The 25,366-nt window shown below is 63.2% G+C and carries 35 protein-coding genes and 1 pseudogene; 15 read left to right on the top strand and 21 right to left on the bottom strand.

What is annotated here, in order from left to right:
* Positions 1–225: 225 nt before the first annotated feature.
* Entirely contained in the window at positions 226–555 is a 330-nt protein-coding gene (locus tag BLM15_RS30860; RefSeq protein WP_126116727.1) for a hypothetical protein, read from the top strand.
* 90 nt (positions 556–645) lie between these two features.
* Entirely contained in the window at positions 646–855 is a 210-nt protein-coding gene (locus BLM15_RS30855; RefSeq protein ID WP_126116726.1) for a hypothetical protein, read from the top strand.
* A 102-nt stretch (positions 856–957) separates the two neighbouring features.
* Here the strand turns inward: BLM15_RS30855 and BLM15_RS30850 are convergent, their stop codons facing one another.
* On the bottom strand, positions 958–1,200 hold the full coding sequence (locus BLM15_RS30850; protein ID WP_129267040.1) for a DUF6894 family protein: 243 nt from the start codon (positions 1,198–1,200) through the stop codon (positions 958–960).
* Positions 1,201–1,413: 213 nt separating this feature from the next.
* Here BLM15_RS30850 and BLM15_RS30845 point away from each other — a divergent pair, with 213 nt between their 5' ends.
* Complete coding sequence (locus BLM15_RS30845; RefSeq protein ID WP_126116724.1) at positions 1,414–1,629, top strand: Imm27 family immunity protein; 216 nt, start codon at positions 1,414–1,416, stop codon at positions 1,627–1,629.
* Between the two features lie 455 nt (positions 1,630–2,084).
* Here BLM15_RS30845 and BLM15_RS30840 read toward each other — a convergent pair whose 3' ends face one another.
* The 3 genes from BLM15_RS30840 to BLM15_RS30830 form a co-directional block, all read right to left on the bottom strand.
* On the bottom strand, positions 2,085–2,864 hold the full coding sequence (locus BLM15_RS30840; RefSeq protein WP_126116723.1) for an SOS response-associated peptidase: 780 nt from the start codon (positions 2,862–2,864) through the stop codon (positions 2,085–2,087).
* On the bottom strand, positions 2,857–3,096 hold the full coding sequence (locus tag BLM15_RS30835; protein ID WP_126116722.1) for a hypothetical protein: 240 nt from the start codon (positions 3,094–3,096) through the stop codon (positions 2,857–2,859). The genes BLM15_RS30840 and BLM15_RS30835 overlap by 8 nt, the downstream gene beginning before the upstream one ends.
* 141 nt (positions 3,097–3,237) lie before the next feature.
* On the bottom strand, positions 3,238–3,471 hold the full coding sequence (locus BLM15_RS30830; RefSeq protein WP_126116721.1) for a hypothetical protein: 234 nt from the start codon (positions 3,469–3,471) through the stop codon (positions 3,238–3,240).
* A 76-nt stretch (positions 3,472–3,547) separates the two neighbouring features.
* On the opposite strand from BLM15_RS30830, the gene BLM15_RS30825 reads away from it, so the two are divergent.
* Positions 3,548–3,856: a hypothetical protein gene (locus BLM15_RS30825; protein WP_126116720.1), complete on the top strand. Its 309-nt coding sequence runs from the start codon at positions 3,548–3,550 to the stop codon at positions 3,854–3,856.
* 3 nt (positions 3,857–3,859) lie between these two features.
* Positions 3,860–4,147 carry a hypothetical protein gene (locus tag BLM15_RS30820; protein ID WP_126116719.1) on the top strand — a complete coding sequence of 96 codons (288 nt, stop codon included), beginning with the start codon at positions 3,860–3,862 and terminating at the stop codon, positions 4,145–4,147.
* Positions 4,148–4,168: 21 nt separating this feature from the next.
* Here BLM15_RS30820 and BLM15_RS30815 read toward each other — a convergent pair whose 3' ends face one another.
* The 6 genes and pseudogenes from BLM15_RS30815 to BLM15_RS30790 all read right to left on the bottom strand — a co-directional run bounded on the left by BLM15_RS30815 (position 4,169) and on the right by BLM15_RS30790 (position 7,465).
* Positions 4,169–4,510: a hypothetical protein gene (locus tag BLM15_RS30815; protein ID WP_126116718.1), complete on the bottom strand. Its 342-nt coding sequence runs from the start codon at positions 4,508–4,510 to the stop codon at positions 4,169–4,171.
* A gap of 68 nt (positions 4,511–4,578) precedes the next feature.
* Positions 4,579–4,920, bottom strand: coding sequence for a helix-turn-helix domain-containing protein (locus BLM15_RS30810; protein WP_126116717.1), 342 nt, complete (start codon positions 4,918–4,920; stop codon positions 4,579–4,581).
* A complete protein-coding gene (locus BLM15_RS30805; RefSeq protein WP_126116716.1) occupies positions 4,917–5,294 on the bottom strand; it encodes a type II toxin-antitoxin system RelE/ParE family toxin in 378 nt (125 codons plus the stop codon). The genes BLM15_RS30810 and BLM15_RS30805 overlap by 4 nt, the downstream gene beginning before the upstream one ends.
* Before the next feature lie 54 nt (positions 5,295–5,348).
* On the bottom strand, positions 5,349–6,551 hold the full coding sequence (locus tag BLM15_RS30800; RefSeq protein ID WP_126116715.1) for an RHE_PE00001 family protein: 1,203 nt from the start codon (positions 6,549–6,551) through the stop codon (positions 5,349–5,351).
* A 273-nt stretch (positions 6,552–6,824) separates the two neighbouring features.
* Positions 6,825–7,169, bottom strand: a pseudogene (locus tag BLM15_RS32270) (HepT-like ribonuclease domain-containing protein).
* The gene (locus BLM15_RS30790) at positions 7,169–7,465 is read right to left on the bottom strand and encodes a nucleotidyltransferase family protein (RefSeq protein WP_126116713.1); all 297 of its coding nucleotides are present in this window, start codon (positions 7,463–7,465) and stop codon (positions 7,169–7,171) included. Before BLM15_RS30790 ends, BLM15_RS32270 begins: the two are co-directional and overlap by 1 nt.
* Positions 7,466–7,560: 95 nt before the next feature.
* Between BLM15_RS30790 and BLM15_RS30785 the strand changes: the two genes are divergently transcribed.
* Positions 7,561–8,724 (top strand): tyrosine-type recombinase/integrase, encoded by a 1,164-nt coding sequence (locus BLM15_RS30785; RefSeq protein ID WP_126116712.1) that lies wholly within the window; start codon positions 7,561–7,563, stop codon positions 8,722–8,724.
* A gap of 315 nt (positions 8,725–9,039) precedes the next feature.
* Here BLM15_RS30785 and BLM15_RS30780 read toward each other — a convergent pair whose 3' ends face one another.
* From BLM15_RS30780 to repA, 4 genes are all read right to left on the bottom strand, one after another.
* Positions 9,040–9,303, bottom strand: coding sequence for a WGR domain-containing protein (locus BLM15_RS30780; protein ID WP_126116711.1), 264 nt, complete (start codon positions 9,301–9,303; stop codon positions 9,040–9,042).
* Between the two features lie 143 nt (positions 9,304–9,446).
* A complete protein-coding gene (gene repC, locus BLM15_RS30775) occupies positions 9,447–10,676 on the bottom strand; it encodes a plasmid replication protein RepC (RefSeq protein ID WP_126116710.1) in 1,230 nt (409 codons plus the stop codon).
* A 181-nt stretch (positions 10,677–10,857) separates the two neighbouring features.
* Entirely contained in the window at positions 10,858–11,856 is a 999-nt protein-coding gene (gene repB / locus BLM15_RS30770) for a plasmid partitioning protein RepB (RefSeq protein ID WP_126116709.1), read from the bottom strand.
* Positions 11,857–12,139: 283 nt separating this feature from the next.
* Positions 12,140–13,354: a plasmid partitioning protein RepA gene (gene repA / locus BLM15_RS30765; RefSeq protein ID WP_126116708.1), complete on the bottom strand. Its 1,215-nt coding sequence runs from the start codon at positions 13,352–13,354 to the stop codon at positions 12,140–12,142.
* 570 nt (positions 13,355–13,924) lie between these two features.
* On the opposite strand from repA, the gene BLM15_RS30760 reads away from it, so the two are divergent.
* The 4 genes from BLM15_RS30760 (at position 13,925) to BLM15_RS30745 (ending at position 16,299) form a co-directional block, all read left to right on the top strand.
* On the top strand, positions 13,925–14,353 hold the full coding sequence (locus BLM15_RS30760) for a Ros/MucR family transcriptional regulator (protein WP_442859480.1): 429 nt from the start codon (positions 13,925–13,927) through the stop codon (positions 14,351–14,353).
* A gap of 790 nt (positions 14,354–15,143) precedes the next feature.
* Complete coding sequence (locus BLM15_RS30755; RefSeq protein WP_126116707.1) at positions 15,144–15,743, top strand: acyl-homoserine-lactone synthase; 600 nt, start codon at positions 15,144–15,146, stop codon at positions 15,741–15,743.
* 29 nt (positions 15,744–15,772) lie between these two features.
* Positions 15,773–16,018 (top strand): hypothetical protein, encoded by a 246-nt coding sequence (locus tag BLM15_RS30750; RefSeq protein WP_126116706.1) that lies wholly within the window; start codon positions 15,773–15,775, stop codon positions 16,016–16,018.
* On the top strand, positions 16,009–16,299 hold the full coding sequence (locus tag BLM15_RS30745) for a hypothetical protein (RefSeq protein ID WP_126116705.1): 291 nt from the start codon (positions 16,009–16,011) through the stop codon (positions 16,297–16,299). Before BLM15_RS30750 ends, BLM15_RS30745 begins: the two co-directional genes overlap by 10 nt.
* Positions 16,300–16,593: 294 nt before the next feature.
* Here BLM15_RS30745 and BLM15_RS30740 read toward each other — a convergent pair whose 3' ends face one another.
* The 7 genes from BLM15_RS30740 to BLM15_RS30710 form a co-directional block, all read right to left on the bottom strand.
* Positions 16,594–17,283, bottom strand: coding sequence for an acyltransferase (locus BLM15_RS30740; protein ID WP_126116704.1), 690 nt, complete (start codon positions 17,281–17,283; stop codon positions 16,594–16,596).
* Entirely contained in the window at positions 17,283–17,756 is a 474-nt protein-coding gene (locus tag BLM15_RS30735; protein WP_126116703.1) for a hypothetical protein, read from the bottom strand. The genes BLM15_RS30740 and BLM15_RS30735 overlap by 1 nt, the downstream gene beginning before the upstream one ends.
* A 43-nt stretch (positions 17,757–17,799) precedes the next feature.
* Positions 17,800–18,372, bottom strand: coding sequence for a hypothetical protein (locus tag BLM15_RS30730; protein WP_126116702.1), 573 nt, complete (start codon positions 18,370–18,372; stop codon positions 17,800–17,802).
* An 88-nt stretch (positions 18,373–18,460) separates the two neighbouring features.
* Complete coding sequence (locus tag BLM15_RS30725; protein ID WP_126116701.1) at positions 18,461–19,021, bottom strand: hypothetical protein; 561 nt, start codon at positions 19,019–19,021, stop codon at positions 18,461–18,463.
* A complete protein-coding gene (locus BLM15_RS30720) occupies positions 19,018–19,602 on the bottom strand; it encodes a thermonuclease family protein (protein ID WP_126116700.1) in 585 nt (194 codons plus the stop codon). Before BLM15_RS30720 ends, BLM15_RS30725 begins: the two co-directional genes overlap by 4 nt.
* Before the next feature lie 56 nt (positions 19,603–19,658).
* Positions 19,659–20,243: a thermonuclease family protein gene (locus tag BLM15_RS30715; protein WP_126116699.1), complete on the bottom strand. Its 585-nt coding sequence runs from the start codon at positions 20,241–20,243 to the stop codon at positions 19,659–19,661.
* Position 20,244: 1 nt separating this feature from the next.
* Positions 20,245–20,712, bottom strand: coding sequence for a hypothetical protein (locus BLM15_RS30710; RefSeq protein WP_236846832.1), 468 nt, complete (start codon positions 20,710–20,712; stop codon positions 20,245–20,247).
* 297 nt (positions 20,713–21,009) lie between these two features.
* On the opposite strand from BLM15_RS30710, the gene BLM15_RS30705 reads away from it, so the two are divergent.
* From BLM15_RS30705 to BLM15_RS30685, 5 genes are read left to right on the top strand one after another with little or no spacing between them, the layout of a single operon-like run.
* Positions 21,010–21,507, top strand: a complete 498-nt coding sequence (locus BLM15_RS30705; protein WP_236846831.1) for a lytic transglycosylase domain-containing protein — start codon at positions 21,010–21,012, stop codon at positions 21,505–21,507.
* A 12-nt stretch (positions 21,508–21,519) separates the two neighbouring features.
* Positions 21,520–21,819: a TrbC/VirB2 family type IV secretion system protein gene (locus tag BLM15_RS30700; protein WP_126116696.1), complete on the top strand. Its 300-nt coding sequence runs from the start codon at positions 21,520–21,522 to the stop codon at positions 21,817–21,819.
* Positions 21,816–22,112: a VirB3 family type IV secretion system protein gene (locus BLM15_RS30695; protein ID WP_126116695.1), complete on the top strand. Its 297-nt coding sequence runs from the start codon at positions 21,816–21,818 to the stop codon at positions 22,110–22,112. Before BLM15_RS30700 ends, BLM15_RS30695 begins: the two co-directional genes overlap by 4 nt.
* Positions 22,113–22,118: 6 nt before the next feature.
* On the top strand, positions 22,119–24,530 hold the full coding sequence (locus BLM15_RS30690; RefSeq protein WP_126116694.1) for a VirB4 family type IV secretion/conjugal transfer ATPase: 2,412 nt from the start codon (positions 22,119–22,121) through the stop codon (positions 24,528–24,530).
* Entirely contained in the window at positions 24,527–25,357 is an 831-nt protein-coding gene (locus BLM15_RS30685; RefSeq protein ID WP_126116693.1) for a hypothetical protein, read from the top strand. The genes BLM15_RS30690 and BLM15_RS30685 overlap by 4 nt, the downstream gene beginning before the upstream one ends.
* The last annotated feature ends 9 nt before the right edge of the window (positions 25,358–25,366 follow it).

The raw sequence follows: 25,366 nt of genomic DNA, 5'->3' as shown, positions 1-25,366 counted from the left end.
ATGAGTGCCCGATTCGGGCTGCAGGATTTGCTGCTCGTGCTGGAGAGGTGTTGGCAATTCGCGACGCCGTCGCGCTCAGATTCTGGTGGCTCTAGTTCAGCAATTTCAAACCTCCGGTATCCCTAACGCTGCCAGCCCCCCCAGTCAGCCGCGGCGAGTGCCGCATTCCCGTGGCGATGCAGCTCACGCCGCCAGCCAGGCACGTCGCCAACAATGGCAAGGAAATTGAACAGCAGCCTGTTCGAGTCATTGGGTTGCCTCAGAGTGACACAAAGTAGTTCTCCATCGGGATACACGCCCGAAGAACGTGCCAAGGAACTCATCGAGGGGTTCACGACGACGCTGCATTCGTCATCGACTGCGATTGTTCTTGCCAACCGAGACAAGGCCTTGGCTCAGGCCACTTTGGCGTTCTCAGCTGCCGAGCATGACGCTATCGCGGCGGTCGCAAAAATGTTCGATCGCCTTGCAAGCTCCGGTGTCAGGACAATCTCGACGGAGAAGGCGGCAGAGTTGATCCATGAAATGCTCCACGAGCCCGAAATCCCTGACTGACCTTGCAAAGCACCGCCTGCACCCCGCCTCGCCATCGTTGAGGAGAGGCCGTAGTCTGGAGCGATGAAGCTACCTCTTGGGACAAGGGCGATGCCAGACAAGCAGGCCATTGAAATCCCAGTTGTCCGAGTTGCCGCGGTTGAGGTGAGTGGCGACCCGACACAAGATGCCTTGGTTACTTTCATCACCGAGGCTGACACGGACATTGTCCTGCGCTTGCCGCCGACGGTTGTGGCGGAGCTGGAGGCAATGCTCGCGCGCGCCAGCCTGGAGCAAGCGAAGCGGCTGCCGAAACAGTGACCCGCCCGAACTCGATCACGATGGCGGTGCTGATCGTCGCGCTGTTCGTCGTTGGGATCTACGGATGGCTATCGGGGGCCTGGCGCTGATACGGTCCGGGGCTTATGAGTCGAGCCGCATCCACTGATCTGCAAGAGCTAACGAAGCGCTGTAGATGGGTACGCCATCGCGTCGAACTCTCACGGTGATCAGCGCCTCGCCGCCGCGCGGGATGGCTTCGTGCGCGATGTCGGCCAAGGTTTGGAGAGCAAGGTCGCGCGCGGCCGCTTCGTCAGCCAATTCCTGACCGACCAGATCGACCCGTTCGAACACGCCGTTGAAGACGTCGAAAAAGTAACGCTGCATTTCCAGCAAACGAGCCGAACGTGGGCGTGTTCCCGGACGCGGAATAGGCCACACTGCTCTGCTCCCAATGGCCCATCGGAACAGATCACCCTGCGCCGGCAACTTGACCGCTGGGAAGAGCGCTGGATGGGCCGGATCGGTAGTGGGTTAGTTTGAAATCTGGGCGCGTTGACAGAGCTTGGAATTGCCAAGGTCCACCAGCATGATGCCGCTATGTCCACGATTGCTGAGACAGGTGACAAACTTCCCGAGACCTTCGAGCAGATAGCAACTGCCGATGCGGGCTGGACGATTCTATACAGGGATCGAGATACGGCACAATTCTGGGAATTGAGCTATCCAAGCAGCGATATGCACGGCGGCGGCCCGCGCTGTCTGCGCCAGCTTTTTATTGAATCTGCGCATCAGTGGAAGCCGGACGAGAAATGACCAAGACATTCTCGCGCTCGCAGAGGGGAAAGAGGGATGACCGACGCCCTAGTTCCCTCCTCCTAGCCGCTATTATCGTCACGGCTTCTGTGGCTGTGATCGCGGTCTGGCTGAAATGGAGAGCGGGGTGGTAGATTTGAGCGTGATGATCACGCCGGTTGACGAGGAGGGCGGCTACTGTTGCGGGCGTCCAGGTAACGCTCGATAGCGTCCCCGTAGGCGACCATCAGCAAATACTCGACGGAGCCCTCGGGAGCGCTTCTCAGTCGCTCGATTGTCTCCAGAGCATCGACATATGCCTCCTCGGTATCGATGACTACGACGGGTGCCTCAGGGTGGCCGGGTCGACAATTGCTGGTCATGCACCTCTTCTCCGATCGCCTTAGAATATCGGCTAAACGCCAATTTTTGCCAGCCTGTTGCAGGCGGGTTTTCCTGCTCGCGGGAATTGGCTGTCAGAACAGAGCGCCCTGCACCGGCGCCTTGACCGCCGGGAATAGCGCCGGATCGAGTGGATCGTCTTTCTTCGCCCCGCGAGCGACGATCTGAAGCATTCCGTCGGGCAGAGGTCGTTGCAGGGCCTTCGCCACGTCCCAAGGCGCAGTCATCCAGGCCGCGCATTCCTCCGGCGTCGTCAGGATAACCGGCATCGCCTTGGGATGGATCGTGCGAACATCGGCATTCGGGTCGGTCGTGAGAAACCCGAACAGGTCGAGGGTTTCTTCCCCGTCCTTGATCTTGCGGACGCTGGTCCATTGAGAGCACCAGATCCCGGCAAACATGGCCGTGGGGCGCTCTTCTCCGAAGGCGAACCAGACGTCGCCGCCCTCAAACTTGTTGAACTCGCTGAAGCTTGTGAAGGGCACGAGGCACCGGTTCTGGACGCCGAGCCAGCGCAGCCAGTGCTTGCTGTCGGTGCGACGGATATTCGTCGTTCCCCGGTCCGGCTCCAGACGTAACAGCTCCTCAAAATCCACCGGCTTGCCCTTCGCCCGCAGCTTCTCGGCACGCTCGCTTGCGGCGTCGTACAGAGCTTTGCGAGACGAGGGCATGCCCCATCGGACCATGGCCAGCTCTGGCCCTGCCTCACTGTTCCGAATGATCGGTGCAGGCCGGTCGGGATTAATGTTCGGCATCGGCGGCAGGTTGGCAAAGTTCGCGCCGCCATCGTCGAACGGCGCGAACAGCTTGCGCATCGCCTCTACGTTGCGGGTGTGGCTGTAGAGATTACACATCATCGCCCTCGCCGACGCGCCGGCGGCGACCTGGCTCGCTCGGCTCGGCCGGGAGCATGTCCGCCTTGCCGCCTTCGATCAAGGTCAGCCCCGAGAGGCTGGGCGGAAGATCAGGCGGACGCGGGCTCATCACATCGGGACAGTAGGCGCCGCATTTGCGTCCGTATTTCTGCGGCCGGCGCAGTTCGCTGTGCGGGTCGTAGGCGCATTCCGACATGAAGCTGCGGAGCACGCGCCCGAGTGGCGCGTTGAGCCCGTACTCGATCGCCAGCCAGCCGCACCCTGGTCTCGCGCGCGCAGTAATGACAGCGCAGGTGGACGACCACCCAAGGATAGTGGCCGAGCATCGTCGCGAGCGTGACCGGCCGGCGCGTCACGGCTCGTCGCCGTCGCGGACCGGGCGCGCCCCTTGCGAGAACAGGCCCCGGAGATAGCCGCGCGACACCGAGCGATCCGCATCGGCGAGCAGGACGAGGAAGTCATGCGCCAGCGCCCGAAGCGCGGCGAGCTCGGACCCGTGTTCGTCCAATAATTCGGCGACGATCCCCGTGATTTCAGCATCCAGGGATGCGTCCTCGACCCGCTGGTCGGCCGGCTGCGCTGACATCGTTCTTGCCCTCGAATGAGAACATAACTAGAACGCATCGGCGGCGACGGAGTCAAGCCATCGAGGGAGAAGCCAGATGGACACGACGGAATTGGCGGACATGCACAAGTCCGAGCTGGTGGACCTGCTTCACGTCACACAGCACATCATGCAGGGCTTCACCCGAACGGTTCGCCTGGTCAGCGTGGCGATAACGAGCGACGAGCTCGACGGCGCCGATCTAACCCGGCAGGCAGCCGAGAAGGTCGTGGAAATGCTCATCGCGGAAGCCGTCGAGAAACGCGATGCAGGTGAGATCGGCGAAGCGGAGGTCAGGGGTCGCGCAATCGAGCATTTCAGGATGCTGATCGACGAGACGCTGCGCCCGAGCCAGCCGCAGCAGTGATCAATGGCGCCAGTCCGAAACCCGCGCCGCGCCTACAACAAGGATGGCTCGATGGCGCAGCCGGCGACAGTCGGCTCCGATCGAGCGCGAGGGCTTAAGCGAGCCGAGATCTGGTGCAACGACTGCCTGCATCATGCCGAGATCGGCATGGACGGGCTGCCCGACGATCTGCCTATCCCGGATATCTGCCTGCGCTACCGCTGCTCGAAATGCGGCAGCAAGAACCTGATGTCTCGCGGCAGCATCGGCGAGCATTACGAGATGGTCGAGCGGAACCGCAATGTCAGCTAAGGGTCGGAAGCCGACGCTCAATCACATCGCATGTTGCGACCAAAGCCGCCCGCTCCAGTGGCGCCGTTCCAGCGTCTCGCCCTCGGACAGGCTCTCATGCTCGGACAGCGGTTCGTCGGGCAGGGATACGTCGACCATGCGGCTGCCGCGCCGGATGATGGCAATCACGAGCTCGTCGCTCATGAGCGCGTGCTTGAATGCTTCCAGTGCCATCTCCGCGGTTGGACCATACTCGCCCATCAGGAGGTCGGGGTGAGTATGCCACTCGAACCCCTCGAAGCCGATCGAGATCAGCCTCCCATCGGTTCGATCGACTGCAAGAACCAGACTTCCAGTCGGGTCTATGTGCGTCTCGACGATCATGCCATCAAGACATCACGCCGCCTCATTCAGCGCAACGTCCGCACCGGGCCACAAGCAGAAGCGAGAGACTACGCGGCATCAGCCTTCTTTGGCCGCCCGACATCTCCCAGCCGGTCGATGCGCAAGGTCGGACCGTCCGGAAACCGCGCCACGATCTCAAGGCTGCCGCCGGCGGCCTCGACATAGCCCTTGAGCGTGCTCAGCAGCAGATCTGCGCGCTTCTCGAGTTTTGAGACACCGGCCTGATCGGTGTGCAGACGCGCAGCCAGAGCCGCCTGACTCAGGCGGCGCGCCTTACGGAGCTCCTTGAGGCCGACATATTCGGCCATTACCTCGCGGCTACGCTTTGCGATCGCGGCCTGCTCGTCGGCTGGGAGTTTGGCCAGCGTCTCATTCCAGGAGGCGGTCATCGTTTTGGCCCTCTCTTCGATGGTGGTGGCACGATCAGCGTCGCGAGATGGTCGCGATACCGCTCGTCGGCGATCGGCAGATTGACCTCATAGAAGCGGCCATCGCCGCCCTTATTGCCGCCGACCAGCAAGATGGCTGACCGTCTTGGGTCGAAGGCGAAGAAGATTCGCCAGGGGTCGCCGCCGATCTGGACCCGCAGCTCTTTCATGTTCGGATAGGCCGAACCCTTCAGCGTATCGGCATGCGGCCGGCCAAGCGTTGGCCCGACTTGCTGCAACAGGCTGATCTTGGCGGCGATCTCGACCCGGACGCCGCTTTCGAGAGTCAGGAACCAGCGCTCGAACTCAACGACGGATTGAACAGCCCAGACCATACGCTCGACATGCCCTAAAGTGCATTATGCCGTCAAGTGCATATGTCTGCCTGGTCACATGATCCCCCAGGCCCGATACCGCTTCCGGCCCGTCAACTCGCGCGGCAGGCTGCCGCCGAGCTGCTTCAGCATGGCCTCGACCGCCTGCGGCGTCACCTGCAGGCGCGCCGCCGCCAGCTGCACGGTGACGAGCGGTGACGCCACGAACAGGTCGACCAGCTCCGCCAGTTTCGAATTCCCCCTCCTGCCCTCACACCTCCGCAACATCACGGCTCGAGCCAAGGTCAACCGGTCAAGATCCGCCTGCCCGAACACGGCGGTCTCGGCAAAGGCGTCGAGCAGCCCCGCGATCCGGACGCCGAGCGCCAAATGCGGGCTCCACCGAAACTTCCCTCGCCTCAACCCCAGCCCAAGCGCCGGCAAATGCGCCAACGCCGCCCCCCGCTGCCGCAACACGGTCGCGGCCAGCGCGAAGCCGAATTCGCCGGCGCGTTCCGACGGCTCGAGCCAAAGCCAGGCGTCGAGCGCGAGCGCGGCCGCAAGCGCGGCTGGCAGCCCCCTGCCCTCCTCCAGAATGTGTTGCCAGCGCGCGAACCGCCCGGCGGCATCATAGCCGGGATCGCGCAGGGTCAGGTTTTTGCGGCCCGCGTCGGAGGACAAATCGTTCCAAGCGTCTAGCTTTTTGCGGGTCCGCACCAACAGAGCGTCGATCTCAGCGAAGGCCGAATCGGCGTGATCGTCCTCCTCCTCCTCCAGGTCCTGTTCATTTTCACCGGCGTGGTCCTGATCGTCGTCGTCCCGTCCGATCCGGTCCCAGGGTGCCACGAACTGTTTCGCGGCCACCGAGGTCGTCAACCTGTCCGGCCGACCGGGTTCCGGTGATCCTTCGATCCCGAGCCGCTGCCGAAGGGCGCTCGGGCTCAAGATCTCGTCCGGCTCACGCCGCGCCAGGCGCCGGCGCTCGTCGAGCATGGCGGCAGCCCGGGCGATCTCGCGCGTCGGGCTGCGCACATCCATGCCGGCATCGTGCAGGCAAAGGTCCTCGAGCGGGCACAGGCCGCCCGTGAGCCCGATCAGGGCCTGGGCCTCAAAAGCGTGGCCGCGCTGGCGCGCGCCCTCGGCCAGGACGGGCTCGGCGTGGAGCAGACGCTCGTCGCAACGGGCGAGCGCGATCGCCGCGGCTTCCGCGGCTACGGCGCAGTCCGAAACCAGCGCCTGGCGCTCGGCGTGCGAGAAATCGTAGCGAGTTGAATTCACCCCTACAAATCTATCATAACCAATCTAAATAGCCATTCGTTTGTTTCACACTGACACCCACCACCGTACATCTATAACTATCGATAATTACCTCTTATCGATAGTGATGGACATGTCCTCCGTAATCGGCGATTCTGGCGCTCCAAAACACCGACGATGACGTCAGCCGGGCCTCCGGACGACGAGAATGGCGAATAGGAAGCGCAAGGATCAGCGGTGAAGCGATGCGATCGGTTCGTCGGCGAAAGGCCGTTAACGCGAGCGCCGGATGGCTCAGGCCGTCTGTCGCCGGAGCAGATCCGCGATCGCGGCGCGCAGCGGCGGGAGATCGTCGGCGACGATCCGCCAAACGATTTTGGGATCGACACGCCAATATTCGTCGCGGATCAGGTTGCCGAGCGCACGCACGTCCGGCCAGCGGATATCTGGCTGCGTCGCCAAAAGCTCTTAGGGCAGATGCCGAACCGCCTCCGAGATGATCTCAAGAGCCCGCTCCACTCCGAGCTGGAGAAACACGTCAGCCTGGAAACTCGCCTGCGTTCGCCCGTCGACAGCCCCGTCGACAATGTCGATCGCGACGAGGATGTCCTCGAGAACAACGTCGATGCGGCGCGCCATCAGAACACGCGCACGGCGTCCCGCTCGATCTCGCTGCGCAGCTTGGGATGCAGGCTTTCTCGCGTGGTCACATCGACCTTGCGCCCGATCGACTCGTTCAACAGGCGGTGCACGCCGGCCAGATCAAGTAGCGAGAATTTTGCGTCCGGCGCGATGTCAACGAAGACGTCGAAGTCGCTGTCGGGCCGCGCTTCACCGCGCGCGGTCGAGCCAAACAGATATGCGGCCTCGACTCCGCGAGCGCGCAAGGCGGGGGCGCTGACAGCGATCTCGGCGATAGCTTGCTCGCGGGTCATGGAGGAGTTGTACACCAAAGCGGCCGACAGCGGAATGATGCTGGTCCTCAGTCGAAGGTTCTCAAAAGCGACCCTCGGCCAGCGCAGGGCATGCCATGAATGACATCACAGCGATCGGCGGCGCCGAAACCCGCCGCGCCCTGCAGCTCGACGCGCTCGCCGGCATTTTGCCGATGGAGCGGCGCGACCAGCTCGCCAAAATCCTGACCGACAACGACGTCGCGACCCTGCGCCACCTCGCCAAGGAGGGCATGGGCGAAAACTCGTTGCGCGCCTTGGCCTCGGACCTAGCCTATCTCGAGGCCTGGGCGATCGCTGCGACCGGGTCGCCCCTGCCCTGGCCGGCTCCGGAAGCGCTGGCGCTGAAATTTTTGGCCCAGCATCTCTGGGACCCAGCCCAACGCGAGGCGAATCCCAGCCACGGCATGCCCGACGCTATCGCAAGCGCCTTGCGCCTCGGCGGTCATTTGCGCGTTGACGGTCCGCATGCGCCCGCGACGGTGAAACGCCGTCTCGCGCATTGGGCGACGTTGCACCGCTGGAAGGGGCTCTTGGGCCCGTTCGCCGCGCCATCGTTACGAACGGCAGTGCGACTGGCGGTGCGGGCCAGCGCCCGACCGCGCCGGCGCAAGAGCAAGCGGGCCGTCACCCGCACGATCCTCGATCACTTGCTCGCCACTTGCGGCAGTGACCGACTATGCGACAGCCGCGACCAGGCGCTGTTGCTGGTCGCGTTCGGCTCGGGCGGCCGCCGCCGCAGCGAGATCGCCCGTTTGCGGGTCGAGCAGCTCAGCGAGGAAGCGCCGGTGCCGCGCGATCCCGACGATCCGGATTCGCCGCGCCTGCCCTGCCTGGCGATCGCGCTCGGCAAGACCAAGACCGCGGCTGCCGACGAGGATGCCCGCGTCCTGATTGTCGGCCCGCCGGTCGTAGCCCTGCGCGACTGGCTCGAACGCGCCAACATCAGCAAAGGCGCAGTGTTCCGGGCAATCGATCGCTGGGAGGGGCTCTCCAATCGCGCCCTCACTCCACAAGCCGTCAATCTGATCCTGAAATGCCGCTGCGCCCAGGCCGGGCTCGATCCACTCGCGTTTTCCGCCCACGGCCTACGCTCCGGCTATCTGACCGAAGCTGCCCAGAACGGCGTGCCCTTGCCTGCGGCGATGGCACAGTCGCAGCACCGCTCGGTCCAGCAGGCGGCGAGCTACTACAACGAAGCTGACCGGCAGCGCAGCAAGGCTGCCCGATTGGCGCTCTAGCCATTGCTGCGCGTCCGGCTCTGCCAAGCTCGCCGATCTCCAAACACGGAGCTTGCCGCGCCGCGTCGCCACGTGCTCGACCGATAGTACCACGCTCAACGTAACAGCGGCGCGACCAAAGCTGCAGCAATCGCCACGACAATCGCGCTGCGAATGAGGATCCCATTGACCCGGGCCATTCCGGCTTCGGCAGTTTTATGCGTCCGCATGTCATCGCCTCCCTAGGGAAGGCAGCTTCCCGCAGCACCTGCATCGACACAACCGGAATCTCTCAGGCCCAGTGCAGCATGCGCCCGCCAAGTTGCCACCTAGCAACTAGACGCGCCTGTCGCGATCCTCGGCTCCGGCCGCACTGTCGGCGACGCGATAGCCGCGCCTGGTCTTTTTCCGCAACCAGTCCTCGAGCGCCTCGGCGGCCGCCTCGATATCCGCAAACAGGTCCAACCGCCGCCGGCCGGGCCGGCCCCAGCGTCCCCATTCGCGCACGAGCGCCGCATCGCCGAACAGCGTCGGTTCGAGGGAGAGCACGTAGAAGCGCGCCATGTTCTGGTGCGGATCGGTCCGGTCCAGCACCAGCATCTGCAACCGCGGTCCATTCGAGGTCAGGGCTCTGTCCATGCGGACATGTCGCTCGCTGTCGACCGCCCGGTCCAACGCAAAGGTTGAATCGATCCGGCGCCACCGATTCACGCAGCTTATGACAGAGCGGACCACGGCACCGGCTAGGCACGTTGCTTCTCCCGCTTTCTGCTGCCGATCAGGGCCATCAGCATCGGTCCCAGAGAGAATTCCCCCGCTGCGGCCTTGCGGGTCAGGCCGCGCAGATAGCCGCCGGCACTGCTGATCGCTTCTCCCCTCTGCAGAATGGCGGCCACGACGACGGCCGCGTCGCTTTCGCCCATGACGGTTTGCGCATCGAACCAGGCGCTCGGACTGATTCCCAGCATCGGCCGAACCACAGCGACCGCCGCCTGGAAGTCGCGCCAATTGCCGATGCCACCGCGACTGTAGTCGATAATGTCGGGACAGGCGTCCAAGACCATCCCCAAGGGATACGTCCTGTCCGGCATCCGCTCCGGTTCAGGATCGAACGCGACAATCGCCCCCCTGCTCTCTGGAGAGCGTGGTTCAAGATCAAAAAGAGAGTCTGGTTTTGAATTCTGTTTGTGACGCTCAGAATGAGACTCATTGCCGCTCGGATTCTGAGTTTTAATGTGCATCTCCAGAAGGTTGAGGATTTCGTCGGCAAGCAGCGACAGCTCGGTCGCGATCTCTTCGAGCAGCGTTCGCGTGGCGGTCCGCGGAAGCCGGCCGACAATGCCCCTATAGAGCTCATGCAGTTCGGCCCAGTTGGCCGGCCCCCGGCCATCCCTTCGCGTCGGAACGCCCTCTTCGATGCCCGTCGCGATCATCTTGCAGATGTCCCGCCGACAGATTGTAATCCGCTCGCGCGCGAGCTTCAGAGCCCGGTCTTCAGCCAGGACCTCTTCCGCCAGCGCTTCGAATTCCTCGGCGCGGACAACCAGTGGCGCCAGGTCGAAGCCGAAAGCGAGCTCGATCTCCCCTCCCCTGCCCTTGCGGGCATAGCGCTTCCCGTTCGGGCTATCGCGCCGGATGATCAAGCCACAGTCGACCAGGACCGCGAGATGACGTCGCAACGTCGCCGGCGACATGCCATGCGCCCGCAGGCAGAGCTGCTGGTTGGAGGGAAAGACCACCAGCCCCTCCCCTGTCAGGACTGTCTCCGGGTGAAACGTCAGCAGGGCGTCCAGGACCGCCAGGGCGCGCTCGGTCACCCCCAGACGGTTCTTCGCCATGCAGATCGCGCGGAAGATGTTCCATTTGTGGACCGCTTTCTCCGGCGGTCTATCCTTCGCGTCCGCCTGGCTTGCCACATGCGCAAGCGTCAGCGTTCGCCGCCCAAAGGGCGTCGTTGAGATGTGCGAAACCATGTTCCTTTACCTGTGGTTAGGCAAAAGAATTGGGCTCGCCAAAACGACACTGCGTTCGACGTGACTCTTGACAGCGATTCGCGGAAGTGTGATTCTCTAGTTGCTACACAGGAGAAGGGCTTCCGGAACTCGTTCTGGGGGCCTTTTTCTTTTGCGGCCTCTTACGTTGTAACCTGCTTCGTCAGGCCACTCCTTTCGACTGAAATTGGCGAAAAAGTTCCGGGAGTTGCGCCGCGACGAACTCCCCGAATGCCGATGACGCCGAGGTATCGACCACGACCGACAATGTTTTCTTTGTCCGCTCAATGGTGGCGATTCGCTCACCCGCCTCAGCTCTCAGAATGACTTTTTTCTCCTTCGTCGGCCGCCTCGGAGCCAATGCGCCGAATGCCAGGAGAAAGCGCTGATCGCTATCAGCATCCTTGAACTCTGGACTGGAAAGCAGTCCGTCGAGCCGCGACCTGTCGTCGATTGCCTCAAGCCGCTCCGCAAATGCCGTCCATCTCGGCCTCCCGGCTTTCGACGCGGGGCCTATCGCGACGATGAGGTCTTTGGATATGGACTTCGTAAGCGCCAGCAGCCTCGAAAGCTGGGTCTTCTCCATGCTCAGCGCTGACATAATGACCGCGCGCTCGAACCCCCTCTCCTCGAGAGTCAGAGCAAAGAGGCCGCGCTCGATATAGCTCAGATCCTTCCGGGCCGAATTCTCCTGACCCTGAATGACGACCAACTCTTCGTCAGACAGGTTCTGGACGACCGCACGGACTGGCCGGTCAAGCAGGCGAAGAATCCTTGCCCGCCGGTGACCATAGGCGATCTGGAAGTGCTCAGCCTTGCTGGGATCCGGCCGGACAAGGATCGGACTTTTCTGACCAGATTCCTTGATCGCCGTATAGAGCGTCGTCTGCTCGATGCCCTCGTCGTCGAGGCGATCCTGAGCAAACGAACTCGTCAGCTTATCCGGCGCGATTTCGATGACGGATGCGCCTGATGCGATCAACGCTTTTGCGCGCTCGGCAGCAGACGCGATGTGTTCAAGCGAGCGCCCCATCGCGCCCACAGCGCCAGCTCGAACATGCTGCAGAGGCGTTGCTGGAGGCGTCGCAACTGACGAGTTGCCACCTGGCAACTCGTCAGTACGGCGGGTGAGCATCGCGCGAAGAGTGTCCTTTCGACTCATGGTCGCACACTCCCTCCGCTGACCGCGGTTGCACCGGCTCCAGCCTTCGAGTTGCCACCTGGCAACTCGAAGGGCAGACAAGATGAGAGTGCGTCCAGTTGCGACGCGCCGCTGGCGATGCACGTAAAGCGACGCCACCTGGCGCCGTCCCAACCTTGGTCCGGAGAAAGCGGACGCGGAATTTTGCGGCCGGCATGGCGGATCTTGAAAGCGGGGCGATACAAGCGGGCGAGTTGCCAGGTGGCAACTCGCTCCGGAAGATACCGACGATGGTCTCGAGCGCTCATGCAGCACGCCCCCACGCTTGAGCGATCAGGCGCTCAATCTCGCCGTTCACGGCGTCAAGGGACTCGACCGCGCGATCGTAGGTTTGTTTGGAGAAATTCTCCCTGCCGACCTCATACAGCGTCTGCTTGGACAACCCAGCGTCCGAGACAGCCGTCGATTTCACCATCGTGCTGTTGAGCACCCGGTCTCTGAACAGGGACCTCATGAAAGCAACCATCTGCGTTTGCGGAGCGTCAGCCGGCTCGAACCGCGTCACGATGTAACGGATGAAATCGTAATCGAGCGTACCACCAGAGGTCTGGACGACCTTGAGCATGTCCGAGGCCATTAACAGGAACTGACACATCGACATGACGTCCAACATCTGCGGATGAACCGTGATGAGGAGACCTGTTGCGGCGCAAAGCGCGCCAAGTGTCAGGAAGCCGAGTTGGGGAGGGCAGTCGACAACCATGACGTCGTAGTCATCGGCCACCGAACCCAAGGCAGTGGCGACTCGTCCGAAGAATGGTTCTGTCGACCGCTCGGCGAGGGCGCGCGGCGTGTCGTGCTCGAACTCCATGAGCTCCAGATTGCCCGGGACGAGATCGAGCCCCGCGAAGTAGGTCTTGCGGATGATATCCCGCAGCGGCCGCCGCTCATCGTCGTAGCGAACGGCCGCGTACATCGTCTCGTTGGCCTGAATGTCGTACTCAGGTTGATAGCCATGAAGGGCGGTAAGCGAGGCCTGCGGATCGAGGTCGATCGCCAGAACGCGATAGCCGTGCAGTGCGAGATATTGCGCGAGGTGCGAAGCGGTTGTCGTCTTACCGGAGCCCCCCTTGAAGTTGACAGCTGCCAAGACTTGGCAGTGCTCGGTCCCTCGGCGGTGAGGAACATAGCGTTTGTTCTTGGAGCCCTCTTCCAGAACCGCGCGAAGCTCGTTGATCTGGTCGAGAGTATACGATCGACGACCGCCGGCAGTGATTGCCGGCTGCGGTCCCTTGCCTTGGAGAGACACTTGCCGAAGATAAGCGTCCGCAATTCCAATGAGCTTTGCGGCCTCGATAGAGGAAAATGATCGCAAGGTCTTTTTCGAGACAGGGGGGAATAGCGCTTCACGCATCGCGTGCAGCTCGGTTGACAGCGCTGATCCGTCGCCAGCGATGATATCTGCGACCGCGAGGCGGCCCGGCTCCTCGGAGGAGGGGGTATTACGCGCTTTCAGCATAACTACGCGATAGGCTCCAACTACGGGTGAATTTCGTAGTCATAGGATTGCCGCGAGTCGGAGCCGGTGACAAGGATTTTAAGATTAATCAAACGTTAACGCCACCAGGTTCCGGGAACTTGGCCAAGAGTCCACATATTGTCCGTCGCTGCCTGACCGCACGACGCCGCCACTTGAAAGATTTTCTCCTGAACCTTGGAGAATCAGCCAGGCGAGGGGAGGGCGCTTCTGCAAATAGCGCCTTCGACATCCGAGCATGTCGTGGCACCAACCTTCAACGTGAGTGCATGAGGCTGCAATTCGCCATTTAGATCCGCGACTAGAGGAGCTCCCGGGACTGTCTATTTCGATCGACCGATGCGCGGGTAGAATGTTGACGACCGCCAGCCTTGAAGCTTCGCCACGACACAGCACGTCTACGCTGCTGGAGAACCTTATCTTGTGGACAGCGTGCTAGGCTTCTGTGGTCTCAAGCCTAGAATTCTCGTGCTGTCGACCTAATCGATTGCTCCAATCAGGCTTCATTGCTTTCGTTTCATACGCACCACAGCAACATTGTGGGAGATTGCAGTGACAGACAACACCAACGGCCTTGCCGGCCTCGTCGCCGATATCGTTTCGGCGTACGTCTCGAACAATACTGTCCCAACCGCCGACCTTCCCAACCTCATCGCGACCACCCACGCGGCCATCATTGGATTGGGAGCTGAATCGGCGGTAGTGGCGGTCGAGGAAAAGCCCACGCCAGCGGTGACAGTCAAAAGGTCGATCACAGCGGACTACATCATGTGCCTCGAGGACGGGGAGAGGTTCAAGTCGCTCAAGCGGCATCTGCGCTCCGCCCATGGCTTGTCGCCAGAGGAATACCGAGCGCGGTGGGGTCTGCCAGTCGACTACCCGATGGTCGCCCCGTCATACGCCGAGACACGATCAAGCCTTGCAACGAAGATGGGCCTTGGCCGGCAGCGCCGGACATCCGGCGGCAAGGCAGTCAAATGATTTCGCAGCACTGAGCAGGGGTAGGCACTGTCCGCGCCGCAGGTGTATGCTCCACACCGGTCGTGCGGGCTGCAGCACCGATCCAGAAACCTTTCAAGCCTGGTAGACCAGCCTCCTGGGTGCCTAATGTCCTAGCGAGGTAGTACGGCTGCCTTGGGGCGTCGAAACCCCTGCGAGCGAATTGGTGCCGGCCGATGCGGCGCCGACTCCTTGACCTTATGGTCGGGGAGCCTGTCGCGTCTGAAACAGGTTCACCCGAACTCAAGACCATGGCGCCGTTTCATGAGGTTCGAACTCCCCGATCACCGAGCGTCAGAGAGGAAATGTCGGCGGCGGCGTCCCGCAGGCGAGGTCGAACCGGGATCGTGGGTTCAGACTGCCGGGAGGTCGACGCCCATCAAGCCAATCTCGATGCTCTCGAGACTTGGGACCAAGCGCCAACCAGCAAGCTACCATCACGCGTGGCCCTGCGAGCTCGATCGCGAAGCTCGCGGCTGCGAGCCTGACCGCACAGATGAAAGAAGGAACGCAAGGACATCACGTTCCGCGATCTTTAGTGCCATCTCGGCTACTGCTTGATCGAACATGCCCACCCGATAGGCGCCGGAAGGGGAGGGTTCCTCAAGCCGGCATTTCTTAAGTTTGGCTGGCAAGGGCAAGTTCCGCGAGGCTACAACTTCCGACTGCACTTAGCTGCCGATTTTCGTTGTCAATGGTCATTTACGGCCATAACCGTGACGCTGCCCGTATGACCAGTTCGACGCCCCTTTATCAATCGAGGAGGCGCGAGATGCTTTTGGCCATACCAGGCACAGATATCCACCCGCACGCCGCTCCGATGGAGCGTGCCTGTCAGTTTCGCCACAAGATCTTCGTCGATGACAGGGACTGGTCGGATTTGGACCAGGCCGGCTGCAATCACACCGTTCATCGCATCTGCCTGCGCGACGAAGACATCGTCGGATACCAGCGGCTGCTGACGACAACCCGGCCCATTCTCCTAACTAATAACCTTGCGGATCTGTGCTGGAAGCGGCCACCGACTGACCAGCGGACATTCGAGCGGACACGGTTCTGCGTAGCGCCCGGCTGGCGCGACACGCGGTCAAAGGGAGACGAGCCCTTGCTTGAGCTGGCACAGGGGGTCGTCGAATGGGCGCTGGCACACAGGGTCGGCACCCTCGCAGTCGCGATCGACTGGCGCCTCGTGGTCATCGCGATGCAGTTGCGCTTCTTCGTACGGCCGTTGGGCTTCCCGAAGAGAATTGGGCGAGACGAGGTCGTGGCCCTGCGGATGTCGTTCGATCGTGAGACGCTGCACACGATCCAGGAGGCGAGGGGCCCCAAGGCATCTGTGCTGCGCGAAGCCGCACTCGCCACCGCGGCGTGAGCGCACGGCATCTACGCAATGGTGTCACTATGATTCGGATTCCCGATGCGAAGGTGGTCGCTCAGGAACTTCACGCTCGCTATGAGCATATCCGGGCGATCACGCTGATCGGACGCGTCTCGCAGAAGGCGCTATTTGGAGGGCGACCGGACGAGGTCATGTTCTGGGCGCTTGTCTTCGCACATTACTGTGGCGGCGATCTGTCTCCAGCTGTTGAAAGCGAGCTCGACGCCTTTGAGCCATTTATCCTGCGCGGTCCGTCTCAATGGAGTTGACGGAAGCAGCTTTTTCCACGCCGATGTGGTTCGCGATACTTTTCATGCGCGCTGCCAGCCACTATCGCCGGGCAGCAATCAACCGCGAGGATATCGTGTATCAAGTGAAAGCCGTTGCGCGAGGCTCAAAGATGTCCAATCGTGCCACCTCCGCCAGCGATGCATTGCGCCTGTTACGACAGATGCAGGCCGGCTCTGGCGTGACGTCCTGCGCGGTGTTCCAGAAAGGCGTCCTCGTCAGCCAATCCGAGTTCGAGCTGGCAGCTCGCCGCGAGCCATGAAACTCGGCTGAGCCAATTCAGCCCCGCGATCTTGAAAAGCGCAGGCGCGCGCCCGATTTGACATGCGATTGGTGCATAGCGGTAGCGGGTCCTGTTGCCTTGCAAAATCACCAGCCCAGGTCGATATCGGACGCACGGTTGTTTTGAACGGGCTCCGCCATTTCCTCCCGGCGTCGACCCCGTCCCAGCCGTTCCCCTCTGAGATATTCGGCGTGTCGCCGGGTTCTCAAACTTTCAAGCCGGCTCCCCAAAGGGACGCCGGCCTCATTTGTTCAAACTTCGCTTGGATCAGTTTCAGACATCCGTCGGCCCAACGATGACCGAAGCGTCGCCGGGGGAGGGCGGGTTCGCCGCGATCCCCGTCGAGGTCGGATAGTCGCCGGGGCTGGTCGGGGTCTGGACACAGGCGGTCGACTGCTGGCCGGTGAAGCACGAGGCATCGTAGCCTGCGCCTTTGATCATATAGGAGCAGACGCTGACCAGGTTGCCGTCCTTGACGTTGCGAGCGTTGCAGTCGCCATTCGCAGCATAGTTGGCGAGCTTCCCGCCTTTGCCACAGCCGAACTGGCAGGCGAATAGAATTGCGGACTGGTCGATCATGGCACAGCGGCCACCATGACAGACTTGCTGGCCAACAAGCGAGGTCAGGCCGTTTCGCTCGGCCTGCGACCAGGAATCGCGCTCATATTTCGACCAGGCGGCGACCTGCGCCTGCGGGTCGTTGAGGAAACTCTGCGCCTCCCCCTTATAGTAGCGCTCGAAGGTCCCCGGACAGAACTGAAACGCCCCGAGACAACGTGCTTGGTTGACCGAGCCAAAATTTCCCTCCGAAGCTGACACCTTGGCAGCAAAGGGCGCACAGTTCGCCGGCATGCCGGCCGCGACGAGGCTTGCGGCGGACTCGCCGGCGAGGGCCAGGGTTGCCGACAGGCTCAAAGCGAGCCCGCCTTCGAACAGTGTCCGTCGAATGCGCAAGCGCGCCATCACGGCTTGCTCTCATCGATGTCGAAGCTGAAATCATCATTGAGAAGCTTTTTGCCGTCTTGGCTCAGTCGGAAGGGATGGCGCTCGTATTCGGCTTGCTCGGCCGATTTCGGGAGCCCTGCAAAGCGCGGATCGTTCGGCGGAACGACCTGGTGCATCATATCGTCGACCAGGACGATACGGCGGCCGTCGGATTCGAGGCGAACCAGCCTGGTCGGGCAGACGCTGGATGAGCAATCCTCGTTCCAGATCTGCGAGACGATCAGGCTGCCGGCCCCCGATCGCATCTCGTAGTTGAAGATGCTCGCCTTGCCGCCAGCGAAGGCATCGCCCGTCCAGATGCCATCCGGATCGGCCCGCACATCGCGGCGGGCCGAATTGAAGGTGAAATTCGCCTCGGCCGCTTCTGCGGAACCCGCCATCAGCAGATATGCAATCGAGAGGGCGATCCCGGAAGGCAGATGAACTGGCATGGCAATCCCTTTCTGATGCGGCGGGGAGGGGAGGAGGGAATGGTCATTCTCGACCGAGCGGGACATTGAACGAACAACCGTCGGGCGCCTGATGACTGACGACCAGCCCAAGCTTCAGAGTCTTGCTGGCGACGTCGTAGGCGCCATAAGCCGCTGCCATCTTGGGATTGAGCGTCGTCTCCGGGACGGGCTCGATGAAGCAGGCTTGTCCCGCTTCCATGGTCCGGACCTGCAGACCGTCGTAGATCGCGACGCGCATCGGGCAGAGCTTGACGACAATGGCCGCATTGCGGTCACGCGCCTTTTCCTTGCAGCCGAGCGCCGTGTTCAGGATGCTGAGCACGACGGAGCGCTTCGCGCTCCAGATCACGAAATGCGCCTCTGTCGCTGGAGCATTTGCGTCGACGAAGCGCCGATCGCCACGCGCCCGATAGGCGGCGTTGTTGGCGTCGATCTGATCCTTCCAGATATCGGCGTAAGTCGCATTGCGCGGCGTCGGCCGCTGAAGGTCGGAATAGGCGAGAGGACGCCAGGCGCCCGGATCCGGCGTAAGCGCCTGGGCAGGGAGCGGCGCAGCATCCGCCGGTATCAGCAGAAGTCCGAGCAGGATCGTCATGGGGCGCCCACGAGGCGGCCCAATCTGACGCCCCCGCTCGCTACTAGCTCCTTTCTCGATGAGGTCCGAACCAACCACCTCCGGCCTCCTACTGGTAGCGAGCGCGGCCGGGCAGCCACCACCAGGGATCACGGGGCGAGCCCTCCCAATCCCGCCATGCGACGGGCGCGCGCGGCGGGGCGACCGGCTGCATCGTCCAGAGCGAGCGGTGGAAGTAGAAATTCACCGTCTCGCGCCGCAGCCGCCGGCCGTCACCGTCGAGCAAGTCTGTCGCGCAGTGAACGACGGGGCCGCGATAGCGGGTCACCCGCGCAGTCTGCGCGTCGAGGGCGCCCGGCTTGCAACCGAACAGGCGCACTGCCGAAGTATGCGACCAGCCTGGAGCGGCCGCGCTGATCAATCGGAGATAGGCGGCGTTAGCGTCTGTTTGCGTGGGGTAAGGGAAGCGCTCCGTCAGGATCGGCGCAAGGGTCCAACCATCGGGCGCATATTCGAGCCTTCCGGGAACGACGCGCGCCGGCGTCTGCAATGCGTGCCGTCCCACGGCCGATATCGTGGCGATCGATGGCACCGGCTCCGGAGCCGATGTTGAACATCCAGAGAGCGCCATCGGGAGCGCGATGATGAACCGCACCGAGCGCAGCGTCATGGCACATTCCCGCGCCCAACGGCCCGAGCCCCGTCGGGCTGGCGCGCGCGCCAGTCCCAGGGCATCTCGAACGTGCTCGACCACAGGCCGCGGTAGGCTTTGCGCGCCTGCTGTTCAGCCTGGCCATAGCTCGGCGGGACTGCCGGATCGTCGCTAGCTGCGGGAGCCAGAACCGCGACGCCCTCGCGCAGCATCGAAGCTGCGAGATCCGGATGATGGGCGGTGGCGCAGCGCGCGAGGCGCTCGTCCCCCTCTTCGCGGATCACAGCGCAGGCGAGCCAGCGGTTGAGGGTCGCGTTCACCAGCCAGGCCGCGGCAACTGTCCCGCAGGGCCAAGGCTGGCGCGCCAGAGTCGCGATCTGGCCGGGCGCGCAGCTCTCTATGCCGTAGAGCCGAAACTCCGCCTTCGTCTCGATGTCGCGGAAGCGGGTGCCGTCGATGACCTCGACCCGCAGCGGTGGCGACTGCGCCGGCAGCTTCGGACGATAGGTTCCGGTGCTCGAGGCCGGCGCCAAGCACGGCGCGACAAACGCGAACGCGCTGAGGCAGCCGACGACGCCGGCTTCACGCAGCCGCGTCATCGCGGGATTCCCATATCGAGCTCGAGGCTGCAATCTGAAGTCTCCTGATGGAACGATCAGCGTGGTGACGGCATGCCGGCCGAGGGGGCGCTGCCTTCGCGCAAGGCGCGCAGGATGATGGCGTTCGGATCGGGGAGATCGGGAAAGGCCCAGAGCCCGGCGCGAGCTTGTTGGGCGACGCGCTGGGCCACGAGATAGGGTTCATGCACCGGCTTGCCATCCGGGTTCAGCGCGGCAAAGGCGAAGCCCGTGGCGATCAAGGCGGTGCCAAGATCGATCCGGGAGCCGGTACCCGATCCTTCGCTGCGCGTGGCGACGCAGAAGACGAAGACCGTGCGGCTCTGTGGCTGTGCGGCCGCGTCATAGCACTGCGGTTTCAGATCGCGCGTCAGCGCGACCAGCATGGCAAGCGACGCTTCGCCGCAATCTCGGTGGATGCCGCGAGCGTTGGTGAAGCTGGTGCCGCGCAGACAGGACTGCACGCCGTAGAGGCGATAGGTCGTGGCCGCATCCGACCAACTGTCGCCGGTGAGATACTGAGCGTGCGCCGGAACCGGGAACCAGCGTGACGCCGTCTGCGCCGACGCACTGGCGATCGCAAGGATCGTCATCGCGATCGCGACGATTCCCGTTCGCCTCATCTCAATAGCCCTGCAGCGAGAAGTAGAAGCGCTGGACGCCGTTCGCCGTGGTGATCTCGACGAAGTGAGGTTCGCTGCGAATCGCGCGCGGGGTCGTCGGATAGCGCGTGCGGCAGCCCGCATCCGTTGAGCAGTCCTGCTGCGGCTTCGACAGGTCGGCGCAGAGATTGCCGTTGGACGCCTCCGTCGGTGTTGCTGCGGCATCGTCGCTAGGTTGGACGGGCGTCTGGCCAGCGGGGCAAGTCTGATAAGCCTCATAGCCAAGCCCGCCGGTGCGGGCCTCCGGGCAGCTCGGCCAGCTCCCGCCCTTGGCGAGAATCCGGAACAGAGTCTGCATCACCGGCACGCAATAGGGGACGCTTGGCCAGCCGGGCGAGGTCGCGGCCGAGCAGAGCAGCACCTTGCAGCCGAAGGAAGCGTCCTGCGCGGCGGCCGGTCCCGCCAAAAGCGGTCCGAATGCACTTAGCACCACGATCCCCCAAGCAGCTCTCGCTCTCATCGTTCCTCCGTGACCGGGGTTGACCGGCTCATGCCAAAGCGGCTACCACATTCACAACATCTATTCTAATAGATATTAGATTGAAAGAGCCAAGAGATGCGGATTCCAGGCCTGGCAGTCGGACTAGGGATCATCGCGACTGCTTTCGTGGGCGTTCGCGCGCAGGATCGTCCGCAGCCGCGCCTGGCCACCGTCGACGCGTCGGGGCGTGTTATGCCGGTGGCGCCGGCGCCCGCTCAGCCTACACAAGGCGATAAGGCAGGGCGGATGCCAGCCTGCTCGACCGATAAGCCGCTACCGCCCGAGGAGGCGCGCGCGCTGGTGACCCGTGTCGCCACCGAGGAGGAGTTTTATCCCGACTTCGTGCTCGCGGTCGCCAAGATCGAGAGCCGCTTCAATTCGGTGGCGCTCTCCGAGAAGGGCGCCTTCGGGCTGATGCAGCTCATGCCGGAGACGGCAAAACGCTTCCAGGTCGATCTCTGCGATCCGGCTGGCAATGTCCGCGGCGGTGTCCGCTTCCTCCGCGCCCTACACGAGAAGTACCGCAATCCCTTCTATATCCTCGCCGCCTACAACGCCGGCGAGGAAGCGATCGAGAAGAACCGCGGCGTTCCGGCTTATCCGGAGACCGTGCGTTACGTCGCCGAGGTCATCAACGACTTCTACGCATTGCCCGCGCCCGGTCGCGCAGTCGCCGGCAAATCCCCGTCAAAGGCACCGCCAGGCGCTGGCTGGAACGACGGTTTCGTCATGCACATCGACTGAAGAGGAGCTCCCATGAAGGTCTCGATCTCTCGCGCCGCTGCGATCGGTTGTTTGCTCGGCCTCGGCGCCAGCGAGGCGTTCGCCCAGGCTGGCACCCTGCAACCGGTCCAGTCCACCTTGCAGCAACTGGTCTCGACGATGACCGGCCCGATCGCGACCTCGCTCGCGACGCTCGCCGTCATCGCCTGCGGCTTCTTCGCCTGGACGGCACGGCTGACCTGGGGCATCGCCGGCAGCGTCATCTTCGGCATCGTCCTGGTCTTCGGGTCGGCGCAGATCGTCCAGTTCTTCCAGTCGGCTGTCGGCCAATGACCGAAGCCGAGCTGGAGGATCCGTTGATCACGCCCTTGGTCAAGGGACTCACGCGAGCGCCGACATTGATGGGCGTGCCTTACATGTACTTCATGCTGAACGGTGTGGTGACGAGCGTCTGCTTCCTCGTCTCGCACAATCTGCTGATGCTGCTGGTGGCGATTCCGTTGCATCTGCTTGGCTTCGTCATGACGGTGCGGGATGATCGGATCTTCGAGATCCTCTTCGTCAGATCCGCCAGGTGCCCGCCTCGCTCGCGCTCCTTTTGGAGTGCCGACAGCTATCGCGTGTAGGGCGAGATGGTCGCCCGCGCCCTTCTCGACGAACTGACTTTCGGGGCGGTCTCGCGGCGCGAGCGGCCGGTCAGCTCACATGTACCCTACACCCGACATGTCGACGATCACGTCATCCGCACGCTCAACGGGTTGGTGCTGACCGTCTTCAAGCTCGAAGGCTATTCCTTCGAGACCTCGGACATCAGCGAGGTCAATGCGCACCTGCTCGGCCGCAACGATGTCGTGCGCACCTTGGCGAATTCTCGCTTCGCACTCGTCTCGCATATCGTGCGGCGCGAGATTCAGCCCCGGATCGACTCCAGCTTCGACAATCCGTTCTGCCGGGAGCTCGACGAACGCTACAACGCGGCGCTATCGAAACGGCGGATGTTCGTCAACGATCTGTACCTTACGATCGTTCGCCGGCCGCTACAGGGCCAGGCCGGCACCTTCGAATTCATGATGGCGAAGCTGCTCGGCCGCACGGACGAGGCGGGCGCGTCGGTCGCACAGCAAACAGCGCTCACCGAGCTGCGCGATGTCGCGACCGCCGTCCGCGCGAACCTCTCGGGCTACGGAATCCGGCAGCTCGGCGTCGTCAGTCGCGGCGACGTCTGGTTCTCCGAACCGCTGGAATTCCTGGTCCAGTTGCTGAACGGCGGCCAGCCGCGGCCGATGCATCTGCCGCGCATGGATCTGGCGGATGCGCTGGCAATGAAGCGCATCTTCTTCGGCCGCAACGCGATCGAGCTCCGTGGCGCCGGCCCCGCCGACACGCGCTTCGGCGCGATGGTCTCGATCCGGGAATACCCGGCCCAAACCGGCCCCGGCTCCTTCGACAATCTCCTGCGGGTCCCGCACGAGTTCATCGCGACGCAGAGCTTTGCGATCGTCGACCGGCCGGAGGCGGCCAAGCAGATCGAGCGCGTCTCCCGCCAGGTCGACATGTCGGACGAAGCCGGCTCGATCGTCGCCGAGCATCTCGACGCAGCGCGCGACGAGCTCCTCGCCTCCGAGGCGATCTATGGCGAGCACCACATGACCGTGATGTGCCTTGGTCGCGATCTTGCCGAGGTGGGCGCGGCAGTCACGGCGATTGGGGCTGCACTCACCGATCGCTCGGTCACCTGGGTGCGCGAGGACCTCAATTGCGAGCCGGCCTTCTGGGCCCAACTTCCAGGGAATTTCGCCTATATCGCGCGCAAGTCGATCCTCTCGTCGAAGAATTTTGCGGGACTGACCTCCCTGCACAACTATCCGAGCGGCCGGCCAGCCGGCAATCATTGGGGACCGGCGATCTCGGTCTTCGAGACGACCTCGCAGACGGCCTATTATTACAACCACCATATCCGGGACATCGGCAATTTCACCGTGGTCGGCCCGACGGGCTCGGGCAAGACGGTGTTCCTGTCCTTCATCGCGGCGCAGACCCAGCGGATCGAACCGCGGCCAAAGCTCGTCTTCGTCGACAAGGACCGCGGCGCCGAGATCTTCATCCGCGCGCTCGGCGGCCAATACGAAACACTCGTCCCGGGCGAGGCGACCGGCTTCAACCCACTCTCGCTGCCCGATACCGCACCCAACCGCGAATTCCTGTTCGAGCTCTTCGCCTTCATGCTGCGGCCGGCGAATGGCGGCGAGCTCTCGGCCTCCGAGGAGCAGGTGATCCGCAACGCAATCGCGGCCTCGCTCGGTGCCGGGCCCGAAGGGCGGACGCTGAAAGCCTTCTCGACCCTGCTGCGCGGCCGCATCCGGGCAGGGGAGGGGGATCTGCTCGCCCGGCTCGAAAGCTGGATGCGGGCCGACCAGCGCGGCTGGCTCTTCGACAATGACGAGGACCGGTTCTCGATCTCGAGCGTGTTCGGCTTCGACATGACGCGGGTGCTCGGCGATCCGGTCATCCGCACCGCGGCGCTGATGTACATCTTCCATCGGACCGAGGAGCTCTTGACCGGCGATCCGGTCATGATCTTCCTCGACGAGGGCTGGCGCCTGCTCGACGACGATGTCTTCGCCTTCTTCATCCGCGACAAGCTGAAGACGATCCGCAAGCAAAACGGCATCATCGGCTTCGGCACGCAATCGGCGGCCGATATCGTTCGCTCGAGATCGTCGAACACGCTGATCGAACAGACCAGCACCAACATCTTCTTCCCGAACCCGAAGGCCGACGACGACAGCTACGCCCAGGCCTTCCGTCTGTCCGGCCGCGAGGTCGCGTGGATTCGTTCGACCGCCCCGGAAAGCCGCTCCTTCCTGATCAAGCACGGGCGCGACAGCGTGGTGGCACGGTTGAACCTCGCCGGCATGCCCGATCTCATCAAGGTCTTGTCCGGCCGGACCGAGACGGTGGCCGAGCTCGACGCGCTGCGCGCCCGCGTGGGTGACGACCCTACAATCTGGCTGCCGATCTTCCTCGGGAGGGAGGCATCATGAAACGGACGCACCTCATCGTCACGATGATCACGTTGCTCGGCGTGCCGCCGACGCTTGCCAATGTCCCCGTCAACGACGCCGCCCTACTGACGAAGCAATCGGAGACCGCCGGGACGACGGTCAAGCTCGTTCCGATCAGAAGTCAGCGCAAAGAGGCTAATAAGGGCGTCAAATGCGCCGTGACGACGGGCAAGAAGGCCAACGTCACCAACCCGACCGTGCAGCCGCGGAGCGGTGACGGTGCCCGCAAGATCCAGGCCTACAGCCCAGAGAGTTCCGTCACGCCCACTGCCGGTGCCAAGGGCGCGGCCCTCAACGACCAGACGCTCTTCCAGTCCGCTGGCAACGTCGTCGGCGGTCTCGATGCCAGCCGTTCGACCCTGCAGGCGGCGCAGAATGGCTTTCGCACGACGGGGCAGCAGATCGGCGCGACTGACACGGTGATGGCGGCCCTTGATGCAAACAGCTCGGCCCGGATCCAGAACAACCTCGCCTGGAACGAGGCGATCAACTCCACGAATTTATGGGTGACGGCGCTGAATGCCCTCAATCTCGCGCGCATCAGCGACGGAAGCCGTGCCGCCGGTGGGATGCGGGCAGGTAGTCCCGACCACCCGGCGTCAACGGGAACGGTCTGTCCCGCTGGCACGGCCGGTTCAGGGAGCGCGCTCGATCCCTGTCGCTCCACGTCGAACTGTCCGTCGCCGGAAGCCGGCACCTCAGGCGATCCGGCCTGTGTCACGCCACGCTATGTCGATACCGCTGGCAACGTCCTGTTCTTCCTCGAGCAGACCCAGAACGCGGCCACTGCCGCCAGCAACCGATAAGGGAGAGAT

Source organism: Bosea sp. Tri-49 (assembly GCF_003952665.1).
In the GTDB taxonomy this organism is placed as follows: Bacteria; Pseudomonadota; Alphaproteobacteria; order Rhizobiales; family Beijerinckiaceae; genus Allobosea.
The sequence above is the reverse complement of the archived record's forward strand: the minus strand, read 5'-3'. Positions and strand labels throughout refer to the sequence as shown.